The sequence below is a fragment of the Cytobacillus citreus genome, assembly GCF_018343665.1.
Taxonomy (GTDB): domain Bacteria; phylum Bacillota; class Bacilli; order Bacillales; family Cytobacillaceae; genus Cytobacillus; species Cytobacillus citreus.
This window is the reverse complement of record NZ_JAGYPM010000005.1, coordinates 68,380-82,422: the sequence shown is the minus strand read 5'-3', so window position 1 is coordinate 82,422 and position 14,043 is coordinate 68,380. Positions and strand designations below refer to the sequence as shown.

Sequence of the window (14,043 nt, the reverse complement as noted above, 5' to 3'; positions counted from 1 at the left end):
TTTGATGACTACATACATTGTAAAGCGCCTCTTTGCCATGCTCATCACACTCTGGCTCATTATTACGTTAACCTTTTTCCTTATGCATGCCGTACCAGGTTCTCCTTTTAACGAGGAAAGGGCAACAAACGAAACCGTTCAAAAGAACTTGGAAAAATTCTATCATCTCGACAAACCGCTCTATGTTCAATACGGATTGTATTTGAAATCTGTCGTGACCTTTGATTTTGGACCATCTATAAAAAAATCATCGCAAACTGTCAATGAAATGCTAGGAAGAGGATTTCCTATTTCGTTTGAATTAGGAATGATCACATTGATTGTTGCGGTGCTATCAGGTATCACACTCGGCGTTATTGCTGCCCTCCGCCATAATGGCATAATCGATTATTTGGCGATGACGATAGCGGTACTCGGGATTTCGATTCCAAACTTTGTTATGGCCACACTGCTTATCCAAGTAATCGCAGTTAATTGGCAAATACTTCCTGTTGCTACATGGGTAAGTCCAAAGCATATGATTCTCCCAACTTTAGCACTTGCGACTGGCCCAATGGCGATTATAGCAAGGCTGACTCGTGCGAGCATGCTTGAGGTATTAACACAGGACTATATTAGAACAGCGAAAGCAAAGGGCTTATCACCAGTGAAAATTGTGTTTAAACATGCACTGAGAAATGCATTATTGCCAGTTGTTACGGTGCTAGGCTCTCTTGCAGCCAGCATCTTAACAGGAACATTTGTGATTGAGAAAATATTTGCGATTCCAGGAATGGGAAAGTATTTCGTCGAGAGTATTAACCAGCGCGACTATCCAGTTATCATGGGGACAACCGTTTTTTACAGCACGATTCTAATCATGATGCTATTTTTAGTAGATATTGCTTATGGCATCCTCGACCCTCGAATTAAGCTGCATAAAAAGGAGGGAAGCTAAATGGAATTAAGGAAACAGCCAGAACGTCATATAGCGCCAAATATCCCGGATGAATGGTTTGTTCCGAAAGCGAGTAATCAGGCAGAAGCAGAGGCAGTTGTTCGGCCAAGCTTGAGCTATTGGCAGGATGCTTGGCTGCGTCTTTTAAAGAATAAATTAGCAATGGCAGGATTAACTTTTCTTATTCTACTTACCTTTATGGCCATCTTTGGACCGATGATGTCTCCACATGATATGACCGAACAAAAGCTTGTGAATCAGAACCTGCCTCCATCCAGCCAGCATTGGTTTGGAACAGACGAGTTGGGACGGGATGTATTTTCCCGAACATGGTTTGGGGCTCGGATCTCTTTGTTCGTTGGAATTGTTGCTGCATTGATTGATTTTATCATCGGGGTTGTTTATGGGGGATTCGCTGGCTATAAAGGAGGCAAGGCAGATCATGTCATGATGAGGATCGTGGAGATTTTATACGGACTGCCGTATTTGCTCATTGTGATATTAATCAGTGTTGTTATGGGGCCAGGGCTGTTTACCATCATTTTTGCCCTCACTATAACCGGATGGATCGGGATGGCAAGGATTGTGAGAGGTCAGGTTTTGCAAATAAAAAACTATGAATTTGTATTAGCATCCAAGACATTTGGAACGAAAACATCAAGAATTATAAGGAAAAACCTGCTCCCAAATACAATGGGCCCTATCATCGTGCAAATGACATTAACCGTTCCATCCGCTATTTTCGCAGAGGCATTTCTAAGCTTCCTTGGTCTGGGAATTCAGCCTCCATTTGCAAGCTGGGGATCAATGGCAAGTGATGGATTATCTACTATTCTATCAGGGCATTGGTGGAGGCTATTTTTCCCTGCGTTCTTTATTTCTCTGACGATGTTTTCATTTAATGTGCTCGGGGATGGACTCCAGGATGCGCTTGATCCGAAGTTAAGGAGGTAAACATCATGGAAAAAGTTCTCGAAGTAAACGATCTCCATGTTTCATTTAAAACATACGGGGGAGAAGTTAAGGCTGTTCGGGGTGTTAATTTTAATTTGTATAAAGGCGAAACATTAGCCATTGTCGGCGAATCAGGCTGTGGGAAAAGTGTTACCTCGCAAAGTATTATGCGCTTGATACCGAACCCTCCAGGAAGAATAACAAATGGCTCAATCCTATTTAAAGGAAAGGATTTAACAAAATTAAAGGAAACGCAGATGAGAAGCATCCGTGGTGCAGATATTTCTATGATATTTCAAGATCCAATGACTGCACTTAATCCCACCATTACAATTGGTGAACAACTTGTAGAAGGTATTTTGCAGCATAAATCGATTTCAAGGCAAGAGGGAAAAAAAGTAGCCTTAGAAATGCTAGACCTCGTCGGCATCCCGAATCCGCAGGAACGATTTAAGCATCATCCTCATCAGTTCAGCGGTGGAATGAGGCAGCGGATTGTCATTGCAATGGCTCTCGTTTGTAAGCCAGAAGTACTGATTGCCGATGAGCCGACAACAGCACTCGATGTTACGATTCAAGCGCAAATTCTAGATTTATTTAAAGATATACAAAAGAAGACGGGTGTATCGATTATTCTTATTACTCATGATCTTGGAGTAGTTGCTCAGGTCGCAGATCGAATAGCCGTGATGTATGCAGGTAAAATTGTTGAAGCTGGCTCGAGGAGAGAAATTTTTTATCAGCCCCAGCATCCGTATACAAAGGGTCTATTGAATTCAGTTCCTCGTCTCGATTTAGTGGGTGCTGAACTGGTGCCAATTGGAGGTACACCTCCTGACCTATTTTCTCCGCCGGCAGGTTGTCCTTTTACAGCAAGATGCAGCTATGCCATGGAAGTCTGTGATCGGGCATATCCGTTCAAAACTCATCTAAGTCAGGATCATCACGTTGATTGCTGGCTTCAGGATGAACGTGCCATGAATAGACTGACAAGTGTGAAATAGGGAAGGTATTTATCGCAGATTAACGGGCAGTAAGACCCCCACTTCAAGTTTGCGAGAGAATCAAAGAAACCTAAGTGGGGATCAACTGCCCGTAAAGACCCATAAAATGAACACAGACTAAAAGCGCCACATCGTGTGGCAACGTCTGCGTGACCCACTTCCTGTGGGCCGCAACTAACCATCAGTGGGGGATGAAAGCCGACTAAGAACGCCACGTCCTGTGCGTCGAAAAACCCCCGCTGATGGAAGTTTCACTTTATTAGCTAGAGATGACGATGAGATTTCCTGAAATATGGGGTTCAGAGCAGTGAATCTAGTGTAAGTTCTTTTCTAGCAGATGTCATCATAAGCTTGTGATAGTAAAAAACTAGCATGATATTTTTAGGAAAAAAGGGGGAAATGAAATGAAAAGGTTTTTATCACTTTTATTGACTGGGCTATTGGTTTTTGTGCTTGCTGCATGTACAGCGAATCAGAATGCAGGGAATGAACCAAAGGATAAGGACAAGGATAAGGACGAAGGGAAACAGGAAGAGGTTGCAGCCGAAAAGATTCTATATTTAAACAACAGTAGTGAGCCAACCTCATTTGATCCGCCAATTGGTTTTGATTCTTATTCATGGAGTCCATTGAATAACCTGATGGAAGGCTTGACACGCCTTGGCAAAAAACATGATCCTGAAGCAGCAACTGCTGAAAAATGGGACGTTTCAGATGATGGAAAAACATATACCTTCCATATTCGTGAAAATGCGAAGTGGTCAAATGGTGACGATGTAACGGCTGGTGATTTTGTATTTGCGTGGAAACGGCTATTAGATCCTAATACGGGCTCACCTGCTGCGTTCCTTGGTTACTTTATTGAAGGAGCAGAAGCCTTTAATAATGGTGAAGGCTCTGCAGATAATGTAAAGGTAAAAGCAGTGGATGCAAAAACATTTGAAGTAACATTGACAAGCCCTCAAGCATATTTCTTAAGTGTCATTACGAACCCAGCATTCTTCCCAATTAATGAGAAGGTAGCAACAGCAAATCCAAAATGGTTTGCTGAAGCAGCATCCTTCGTTGGAAATGGTCCTTTCAACTTAACGGAATGGGAGCATGACAGTCATTTTGTCATGGAGAAAAATGATCAATACTGGGATGCAGGAACAGTGAAGCTAGACAAAGTCAACTGGGCAATTGTTGATGATACAAATACAGAATATCAAATGTTCCAAACGGGTAATCTTGACACATCTGCAGTACCAGCTGATTTAAGTGAGCAGCTATTTAAAGAAGGAAAGCCAAAAGTAGAGGACCAAGCAGGAGATTATTTCTACCGCTTTAACGTGACAATGGAGCCATTCCAAAATGTTAATATCCGTAAAGCCTTTGCAATGGCCATTGACCAGCAGCAAATTGTTGACTTTGTAACGAAAAAGGGAGAAAAACCAGCATATGGTTTTGTTGCCTATGGATTTAATGATGCGAATGGAAAGGATTTCCGTGAAACTTCTGGTGATCTTGTGAAAACAAATGTGGAAGAGGCAAAAGCTCTTCTTAAAAAGGGTATGGAGGAAGAAGGCTATACTACGCTTCCAGAAGTAACATTAACGTATAGCACAAGTGATACACATAAGTCAATTGCTGAGGCTCTTCAGCAAATGTTTAAGGATAACCTAGGGGTTGAAGTGAAGCTTGCAAATATGGAGTGGAATGTATTTGGTGAAGAACAGAAGGCTTTAAAATTCCAGTTTTCAAGAAGCTCCTTCCTTGCTGATTATGCAGACCCAATTAACTTCCTAGAAAACTTCCAAACAGGCCTTTCTATGAACCGTACAGGCTGGAGCAATGCTGAATACGATCAATTAATTAAAGATGCAAAAAATGAAGCAGACGAAGCAAAGCGTTACGAAATGATGTACAAAGCTGAGAAAATCTTATTTGAAGAAATGCCAATCGTTCCTCTATATTTCTATAACCAAGTTACTTTAGAAAATGAAGCTGTTACAGGCATCGTCCGTCACCCAGTAGGATATACGGAGCTTAAATGGGCAGATAAAAATTAAAAGCAGCAGTATCTTAAGCCAGAAGGCTATTAAGCTTGTATAAATGTAATTTTTAAAAAGAAAAGGGGTGTTCCAACGAACATCCCTTTTCTCACAAAAGGATGTGACAGCATGTTAATGAAACCACAGCGGCTAAGAAAAGGGGATGCAATTGGTATTATTGCTCCTGCAAGCCCTCCCAATCAAGAAAACTTGAAGCGATCCTTATCGTTCCTAGAAGAGTTAGGGTTAGAGGTAAAGATCGGTAATCATGTATATGATCAGTATGGATATTTAGCAGGAAATGATGAAGATCGGTTAATAGATTTACATTCGATGTTTATGGATAAAGAGGTTAAGGCCATCATCTGTGCAGGCGGTGGATACGGAACAGGCAGAATTGCTTCAAACATTGACTATGAGATGATTAAGCATAACCCAAAAATCTTTTGGGGCTACAGTGATATTACGTTCTTGCATACCGCAATTCATGGCCAAACAGGTCTAGTCACCTTTCATGGCCCTATGCTTGCATCAGATATTGGGAAAGAAGATGTTCATCCTTTATCAAAGGAATATTTTAAGCAATTATTTGAGCCAACTTCTATCCAATATACAAATGAAATCTCACCATTGGAAACATTGATTGAAGGAGAAGCAAACGGAAGAATAACTGGAGGGAATTTGTCTTTAATCGCAAGTACGATTGGAACTCCATTTGAGATCGATACTAAGGGCGCGCTGCTGTTGATTGAGGATATTAATGAAGAGCCTCGCTCGATAGACAGAATGCTGAATCAATTGCATATGGCTGGAAAGCTTTATGATGCAGCTGGCCTTATCATTGGAGATTTTAATAATTGTGTTCCTGAAAGAGAACTTTCCTTGAGCTTAGATGAAGTAATCGATCATTATACTCAATTGGCGAATAAGCCGGCAATGAAGGGATTCAAGTTTGGACATTGCTCACCACATGTGTCCATTCCTCTTGGCGTTCAGGCGGAAATGAACACAGAAAAGAAACAATTAATAATTGGAAGTGGGATTCAGTAGACGCAAGCGGACAAAAAGGATGGTAAAAATGAAAATAGACAAAATAGAAACATACCGGGTAGCAGTCCCACTTATTAAACCATTTAAAACAGCATTACGGACAGTCAACACAGCTGAAGCGATCATTGTCAAAATCTCATGTGATAACGGGATCATCGGCTGGGGGGAAGCTCCACCAACAGTTGTTATTACAGGTGATAGCCTTTCCAGTATCGAATCTGCTATTCATGATGTATTAAAGCCATATTTAGAAAAACAAAGCCTGTTAAAATATGAGTCTATTTTTCAAGAAATTCAATCGATTCTAATTGGCAATTCAAGTGCTAAAGCGGCAGTGGATATGGCGATATATGATTGTTTATCACAGCAATGCAAGCTTCCACTATATCAGTTTTTAGGGGGGCATAAACAGGAAATTGAGACAGATTATACCGTAAGTGTAAATGGCCCTGACGAGATGGGAGACGATGCTCTTTCTTACGTCCAGCAAGGCTTTGATGTACTAAAGGTAAAGGTTGGAAAAGATGAAATATCAACGGATATCGAACGTATTTGCGAAATTAGAAATCGAGTTGGAAAAGCAATAAAGATTCGTCTTGATGCCAATCAGGGCTGGAATCCAAAGGAAGCCATTCAAGCGATACGGAAAATGGAAGAACTAGATTTAAATATCGAACTCGTTGAACAGCCTGTAAAAGCATGGGATATCACTGGACTTAAGCAAGTGACGGATCATGTTGATACACTGATTATGGCTGATGAGAGTGTATTTTCGCCTAAGCAGGCCTTTGAAGTCATTAAAACAAGGAGTGCCGATTTAATCAATATTAAACTGATGAAATCGGGGGGAATCTATCAAGCTCAAATTATTAATCAGCTTGCCGAGGTTTGCGGAATGGAATGTATGGTTGGAAGTATGATCGAAACGAGAATTGGCATCACGGCTGCAGCTCACTTTGCTGCTAGCAAGAAAAACATTACTCGTTTTGATTTTGATGCGCCTTTAATGCTGGCAAAGGAAGTAGTCGAGGGAGGAATAAGATACAGTGGAAGAAAAATTACCCTCCCAAAAGAACCTGGCTTAGGGATAACGAATGTTCATATAGGAGGAGGTGTTTCGCTTGGCAATCAAAGATAAATGGCTAATCGATGTTCCGGTTGCTACCATATGGACGTCATTCGATTCAGCAAGGGAGTTGGATCAGCACGCTATTACCAATCCGGCTGCTGTGGACCTTTGGCTAAAGGGCTTAACGTATGAGACCAGTTTAGAGCTTTGCAATCAAAATTTAGTACAGTCACAGGTTTTGTACGGAGAGGAAGTAAATATTTTGGAAGAGAAAGAAGAGTGGGTTCATGTTCTAGTACCTACTCAGTTCTCTTCTAAGGATATTGGAGGATATCCGGGCTGGCTGCCAAAGGATCAATTAATACAGAGAGAGGACTGGGCTATAAACGATTGTCCTGTCGTTGTTATTTCAGCCAAAAAAGCTTTTCTTTATGACTATTATCGTAATCCCCAGCTCACTTTAAGCTACCAGACGATTCTCCCGCTAATTTGCAGGGACGAACAATGGGTACAAGTCCAAACCCCAACAGGTGAGGGCTTCTTGAAAGTGGAGGATGTGGGTGTCTATGAATCGATGCAAAGCCTTCCAAAAGGGAATGGGAAAGCGATCGTTTCCGCCGGGGAACAATTTCTTCAATTACCTTATTTATGGGGTGGGATGAGCAGCTTTGGCTATGACTGCTCTGGCTTCAGCTACTCTATGTGCAAAGCAAACGGCTACATCATTCCCCGTGATGCCCATGATCAGGCTGACTTTGGGAAAAGAGTCGACTTGGAAGAAATAAAGCCTGGAGATTTACTTTTCTTTGCTTACGAAGAAGGGAAAGGGAGAATTCATCACGTCGGCATCTATTATGGGGAAGGCAAACTGCTTCATTCACCCAATACAGGCAAAAGCATTGAAATAATCGATTTAAAAAATACGATATATGAAAAGGAATTATGTGCAGCAAGGCGTTACTGGCAAGAGACGGGGGAATAATCATGGCAAATGAAGCATTGTTAGAAGTGAAGCATCTCAAGAAGCATTTTACTTTAGGGAAAGGACAAATTTTAAAGGCAGTTGATGATGTTTCTTTCTATATCAAAAAGGGAGAAACATTTGGGATTGTTGGAGAGTCAGGCTGTGGAAAATCAACAGCTGGACGTACCATAATCGGATTATATGATCGGACAGAGGGAGAGGTCATATATGATGGGAAAAATGTTCACGAGATGACGGAGAAAGAAAAGTTTGGCTTCCATAGAAAAATGCAAATGATTTTTCAGGATCCATATGCGTCGTTAAATCCACGTTCAACCGTAAGGGAGATTATTTCAGAACCGATGGAGGTACATGGATTATATCCAAATAAAAAGGAGCGGATGGAGAAGGTCTATCAATTATTGGAGGATGTTGGTCTTAATAGAGACCATGCGAACCGCTATCCGCATGAATTTAGCGGCGGGCAAAGACAGAGAATCGGCATTGCGCGTGCCTTGTCATTAGATCCAGATTTTATTATTGCAGATGAGCCAATATCAGCACTTGATGTTTCCGTCCAAGCTCAAGTTGTGAACTTGCTTAAAGGCCTGCAAAAAAAGAAGGGTTTAACGTATTTGTTTATTGCTCATGATTTATCCATGGTGAAGCATATTAGTGACAGGATCGGTGTCATGTATTTAGGGAATCTTGTTGAATTAACGGCAAGCTCTAATCTATACAATAACCCACTTCATCCATATACACAGGCCCTTTTATCAGCCATCCCGATTCCGGATCCGGATGTAGAGGATAAACGGGAACGAATTATTTTACAAGGGGAGCTTCCGAGTCCGATTAATCCGCCAAGCGGCTGTGTTTTTAGAACTCGTTGTTCGTATGCAATGGATGCTTGCGGGGCATTAAAGCCCTCATTCCAGGAAATTGAAGAAAATCATTTTGTAGCATGTCATCTATACAATAAAAATGTGACAGGTGATTCGAACAGATCCCAAGTAGCTGTGACGATCCGTTCGAGAGATTAATATGAATTTTGCTATTTTAGAAAAAGAAATGGAGAAGGTCGCTGCTTGCTGTAAAGGAAGAATCGCTTTCGTAATAGAAACAGGCAATGCTCGCATAGAAAGAAACGGTGAAGGGAAATTTTCTTCAGCAAGCTTGATTAAGATACCTATTTTAATAGAAGGATTTCGGCAAAATGATAAAGGGCTGCTCGACTTTCAAGAGGAAATTACGGTTTTACCAAAAGATCGAGTGGATGGTGCAGGGGTATTGCAAGCCTTATCTGCTGATTTAAAAATAAAGATCATCGATTTAATGGCACTTATGATGGTTGTCTCTGATAATATAGCTACAAATCTATTAATAGAAAGATTAGGAAAAAGTGAGATTAATAAGTGCATGAAGGAAATAAAATTAAAATGGACGGAACTAAACCGAAAGATGATGGATTTTGAAGCAATAAATAATGGAATAGATAACTGGACAACTGCTTATGATATGGTCACCTGCTTGAAGGTTATCGATCAGCAAACCTTTTTATCTAAAGAGAGCTCTCTAAAAGCCTTTAGCATTATGGAAAAGCAGCAATTTAAAAAGCTGTTCGATACGATCGATTTAGAAGATTTGCAAGTCGCTAGTAAATCGGGAGAATTACCAGGGGTCGAGCATGATTGTGCCATCATCCGTTATGGAGATAGAACCATATATTCGGCAGTTTTGATCGATCAGCTGAAGACTCCGTATGAAGGAAAGCAGATATTATCACAGATTGGCAAGCTGATTTTACGATATATAGTTAATGGATAAGGACACTACAATATGCAAAACAGACAGAGAGCCCACTCTCTGTCTGTTTTGTTAACGGGCAGAAGCCACTTCCTGTGCGGCGGAAACTCCCTACTGCTTTAGCTGTGGGAGTTTCAGTCACCCCGTTAATATATCCTCTCGCGGATATCGAATCTTTTGTTCCTGTTGGCGGCGAGCAAATGAAAATACGAGCGTTAGAGGACCTAGTTTACCGAGAAACATAATGAATATGATGATTCCTTTGCCGATTTCAGTTAGATCTCCTGTAAGTCCCATTGTCAGACCGACCGTGCCAAAAGCAGACATGACTTCAAAGGCAATTTTTATAAAAGGCTGATTCTCTGTAATACTCAACGTAAAAATAGCGATTATGATGAAAAGGAGACTAATGATTGTGATCGCTAATGCTTTTACAATATAGGAATCACTAATCGTTTTTCTGAAAATGACGATGTGGTTTCTCCCTCGTATAAAGGTTATGACGGCTAGGATGATAATAATAAAGGTTGTTAATTTAATTCCTCCGCCTGTAGAAGCACTGCCTGCTCCAATAAACATGAGAAAAATCATGTAGAAGGCAGTAGGATCCTCTAATCCGCTTAAATCAATGGTATTAAATCCAGCCGTTCTTGGGGATACTGCCTGAAAGTAGGAGGCCCAGAACTTTTCCCAGCCTGACAACGGGCCAAGTGTATTTGGGTTATTATATTCAAGAAGAAAAATGATTATCATCGATACAAGATTAATAACAAATGTGCTAACGATCATGAGCTTGGAATGTAAAGAAAGTTCGCGGAAGCGCTTTGTTTTCTTCAAATCAATTAATACGGTAAAACCAATACCGCCAGTAATAAATAATAGTGAAATAACAAGGTTAATGACTGGATCTCCAACAAATCCTATTAAGTTATCTTCCCAAAGGCCAAACCCTGCATTATTAAATGCTGAAACAGAATGAAATAGGCTATAGTAAAGACCTTTTGCCCAACCGTATTCAGGAACCCAGCGAAGGGAAAGCAATAGCATGGCACAGGCTTCAATTGCAAACGAGAATAAAAATAAGTTGCGTACAAGGCTTATAATTCCTCCTAATGAGGTCTGATTTAAAGCCTGCTGCATCACAAGCCGTTCTTTAAAACCGATTTTTCTCCCAAGCATCAAATAAATGAGTACAGCAAAGGACATGATTCCAAGTCCGCCCACTTGAATTAAACACATAATCACAATTTCACCGAATAGGGTATAGGTTGATGCTGTATCTACTACTGTTAGGCCTGTCACTGTCATAGCAGATGTAGTCGTGAAAAGGGCGTCAACCCATGAAATGGACTTTTCCGTTGCAAAAGGAAGCTTTATTAAACATGTTCCCAACACAATAAAAAAAGCGAAAATAAGTACTAGAAGCTGGGGTGGACTAATTTTCAAATACTTACTTGTAATGGCGATAAAACCCTTTTCTTTCCCCATCATGACTCCTCCAATATGATGATTGAAAATTCCAAAAATGAAAACGAAAAAACCATTCTTAAGCTAGAGGTAAGAATGGCCATTGCACAGATGCGATGCCCTTCTCTCAATATGCTTACGAGGTTAGCTGACGGATTAGGGATTGAGAGATCCCTTCTTAACAAGATGTTAAGATTTACCCCTGATAAACAATCTGTTTATCTTATTGGTTCCCCCGTTCTGAAAATAAGATTCAGCAAGGATTTTTTTATTTTTGATTTTATTAAATTACTCCTGTTAAGAAAGAATGTCAATAGAAATTTGTCAGATGGAAAAGAACAAATTTTTTAGGTTTCCTAAATAGAAATCAATACAATCTCTTTTCGTAAATTAATATATGTAAAACACAAAAACCAGGATGTGCTGTTTATAATCCTAAAATAATAGTTATATCTATTTTATTATCTTCCCAATTTGCAATATTAGGTATATTTCCATTAAATATACATTTATAATGGAGGGATATAGATGTTATTACCTATTATAAATGTACTAAACTTGATAAGAAGGTGATTAGGTTGGAATTCATATATTAGGAAAATAAGGAACGGAAAATTTAGCGTAATACGGTTTGAATACTTTTTAATTAAAATCTATGTTTTATAAACTACTAACAACAAAGAGGAGATTAAGATGAATCTACGAACGAAATTATTTCTATTGATTATAGGGATAATTATTTTATTCATAGGGAATTCCGTTTATTTAATAGCTGAAATAAATAATGCAACTATCACCTCGAAGGAATTAGAAGAAAGGGATATTAAAATAACTCTATACGTGGAAAGGCTAAAACTTGATACCGTACAAGTCCAACAATGGTTAACAGATATAAGTGCAACAAGGGCAGCAGAAGGGTATGATGATGGTTTTACGGAAGCAGAGAAGTATGCCAAAGACTTTAGGGATACAATTGCTCAACTTCAATCTTTAGATGCTGCAAATGAGGATCAATACATAGTATTTCTTTCTTCATTTAACTCCTTTTATGAAATGGGTAAAGAAATGGCCCAAGCCTACATAAATGGAGGTCCCACTCAAGGAAACAAGGTAATGGATAAGTTTGATTCTTATGCAGAGGACATTAACACTAAATTGGATGATGTTGTTAGTATAACCGAAGTGACAATGACTAACAAAATAGCTTCATTAGTAGAAAGAACACAGACAGCAAAGTTAATATCTTTAATATCAGTCATAATAACAACCATCTTATCATTCGTTCTAGCTTACTTTATGATTACGCCAATAATTAAATCCATTAATCATTTAAGAGTAAGAAGTACGGAGTATGCTAAAGGAGATTTATCACAGTCTATTAATATTAACCGTAAGGATGAAATTGGTGAATTGGCCGGGACAATGACGGCAATGCAAAGGAATTTAAATCATCTCATTAGAAGTGCAGCAACTGCATCCAAGAGTGTTATGGGGCATTCTCATAAGTTAAGGCATTCTTCCAATGAAATAATGGAAGGTAGCGTTCAAATTGCTTCAACAATGCAGGAATTATCTTCTGGAGCAGAAGCACAAGCTAGAAGTGCTAGTGAGCTTGCGGAAAAAATGAGCTATTTTGAAGGACAAATAAAAAAATCTAGTGAAAATGGAAGCGAAGCTGTTAAATCTTCTAATGAAGTCCAATTAATGACTAAAAACGGTAGTAAAGAAATGGATACATCCCTACAAAATATGAAAAAGATTAATGTAACCATGAAGAATGCAGTAACGAAGGTAATAGAGCTTGATAATCAAACAAAGGAAATTTCGAAATTAGTACAAGTAATCAAAGATATTGCCGAACAAACAAATTTACTTTCTATAAATGCTGCGATTGAAGCCGCCCGGGCAGGGGAACATGGAAAGGGATTTGCGGTGGTGGCAGATGAAGTAGGAAAACTCTCTAAGCAAGTATCTTCATCAATTTTCGATATTACAAACATTGTAGAAAAAATTCAACTCGAATCAACCGATGTCGTACAAACTCTACAAAGTGGTTATAACGATGTAGAATGTAGTACAAGGCAAATGGAAACAACTGGACAGAGTTTTTTTGAAATTGAACAGTCTATGAATAATACGGTTTCTCAAATAAATGACATTGGATATTACCTATCACAAATCAATGATAATAGTTACGAGATGGCCCAATATATTGAAAAAGTTGCATCCATTACAGAAGAATCAGCAGCAGGAGTTGAGGAAGTCTCAGCTTCGATACAACAAAGTACTACTTCCGTTGAAGGTATCAATATTAGTGTAAATCAGCTGTATGAATTGGCAAATGAACTTAATAAGCAGATAACTAAGTTCAAAATAAGCAATTAGATTTAATCTAACCAAGAGGGAATATAAAAATTTATTGCAAGAAACCAACGAAAGGAGAAATAAACGTTTCTTCTTTCGTTGGTTTGTTTTTGTTGAAGGAGATTTATTTTGTATACTATGAATAGCACGTTTGTAGCTAGTTAAGATAACCGCGAAATGTTGGCGATACCCCTTAATAAGATTGTATTTTAGACATTTTAATACAAGGATTATTCAAGAAAACTTTGATGACGTGCTCCGCTTGGCTCATTCAATTCGTGAAGGAAAAGTATCTGGTTCGCTTATTATGGGGAAACTAGGATCCTATGCTTTAAAAAATAAACTAGCTACTGCTTTACAAGAAATGGGGAGAATTGAAAAGACTGCCTATATAG

Annotated in this window: 11 protein-coding genes, 1 pseudogene and 1 riboswitch; of the genes and pseudogenes, 11 read left to right on the top strand and 1 reads right to left on the bottom strand. The window is 39.2% G+C overall.

The genetic code is table 11. From position 1 onward, the window contains the following. The first annotated feature begins 4 nt into the window (after positions 1 to 4). From KHA94_RS20785 to KHA94_RS20745, 9 genes are all read left to right on the top strand, one after another. On the top strand, positions 5 to 937 hold the full coding sequence (locus KHA94_RS20785; RefSeq protein WP_213104041.1) for an ABC transporter permease: 933 nt from the start codon (positions 5 to 7) through the stop codon (positions 935 to 937). Continuing rightward, on the top strand, positions 938 to 1,891 hold the full coding sequence (locus KHA94_RS20780; protein ID WP_213104040.1) for an ABC transporter permease: 954 nt from the start codon (positions 938 to 940) through the stop codon (positions 1,889 to 1,891). Positions 1,892 to 1,896: 5 nt separating this feature from the next. Further along, entirely contained in the window at positions 1,897 to 2,895 is a 999-nt protein-coding gene (locus tag KHA94_RS20775; RefSeq protein ID WP_213104039.1) for an ABC transporter ATP-binding protein, read from the top strand. A gap of 404 nt (positions 2,896 to 3,299) precedes the next feature. Beyond that, positions 3,300 to 4,946 carry a peptide ABC transporter substrate-binding protein gene (locus KHA94_RS20770; RefSeq protein WP_213104038.1) on the top strand — a complete coding sequence of 549 codons (1,647 nt, stop codon included), beginning with the start codon at positions 3,300 to 3,302 and terminating at the stop codon, positions 4,944 to 4,946. A 111-nt stretch (positions 4,947 to 5,057) separates the two neighbouring features. Further along, a complete protein-coding gene (locus KHA94_RS20765; protein WP_213104037.1) occupies positions 5,058 to 5,978 on the top strand; it encodes a S66 peptidase family protein in 921 nt (306 codons plus the stop codon). 28 nt (positions 5,979 to 6,006) lie between these two features. After that, positions 6,007 to 7,116 carry a dipeptide epimerase gene (locus KHA94_RS20760; RefSeq protein WP_213104036.1) on the top strand — a complete coding sequence of 370 codons (1,110 nt, stop codon included), beginning with the start codon at positions 6,007 to 6,009 and terminating at the stop codon, positions 7,114 to 7,116. Continuing rightward, on the top strand, positions 7,100 to 8,029 hold the full coding sequence (locus KHA94_RS20755) for a C40 family peptidase (RefSeq protein WP_213104035.1): 930 nt from the start codon (positions 7,100 to 7,102) through the stop codon (positions 8,027 to 8,029). The genes KHA94_RS20760 and KHA94_RS20755 overlap by 17 nt, the downstream gene beginning before the upstream one ends. Before the next feature lie 2 nt (positions 8,030 to 8,031). Continuing rightward, positions 8,032 to 9,054 (top strand): ABC transporter ATP-binding protein, encoded by a 1,023-nt coding sequence (locus tag KHA94_RS20750; RefSeq protein ID WP_213104034.1) that lies wholly within the window; start codon positions 8,032 to 8,034, stop codon positions 9,052 to 9,054. A gap of 1 nt (position 9,055) precedes the next feature. Continuing rightward, positions 9,056 to 9,838: a serine hydrolase gene (locus KHA94_RS20745; RefSeq protein WP_213104033.1), complete on the top strand. Its 783-nt coding sequence runs from the start codon at positions 9,056 to 9,058 to the stop codon at positions 9,836 to 9,838. Positions 9,839 to 9,955: 117 nt separating this feature from the next. Here KHA94_RS20745 and KHA94_RS20740 read toward each other — a convergent pair whose 3' ends face one another. After that, on the bottom strand, positions 9,956 to 11,305 hold the full coding sequence (locus KHA94_RS20740; RefSeq protein ID WP_213104032.1) for a TrkH family potassium uptake protein: 1,350 nt from the start codon (positions 11,303 to 11,305) through the stop codon (positions 9,956 to 9,958). 98 nt (positions 11,306 to 11,403) lie between these two features. Then, a riboswitch (cyclic di-AMP (ydaO/yuaA leader) is annotated at positions 11,404 to 11,553 on the bottom strand. Between the two features lie 424 nt (positions 11,554 to 11,977). On the opposite strand from KHA94_RS20740, the gene KHA94_RS20735 reads away from it, so the two are divergent. Then, the gene (locus KHA94_RS20735; RefSeq protein ID WP_213104031.1) at positions 11,978 to 13,669 is read left to right on the top strand and encodes a methyl-accepting chemotaxis protein; all 1,692 of its coding nucleotides are present in this window, start codon (positions 11,978 to 11,980) and stop codon (positions 13,667 to 13,669) included. A gap of 154 nt (positions 13,670 to 13,823) precedes the next feature. Then, positions 13,824 to 14,042, top strand: a pseudogene (locus KHA94_RS20730) (Tn3 family transposase); the annotation flags it as partial. Position 14,043: the final 1 nt, after the last annotated feature.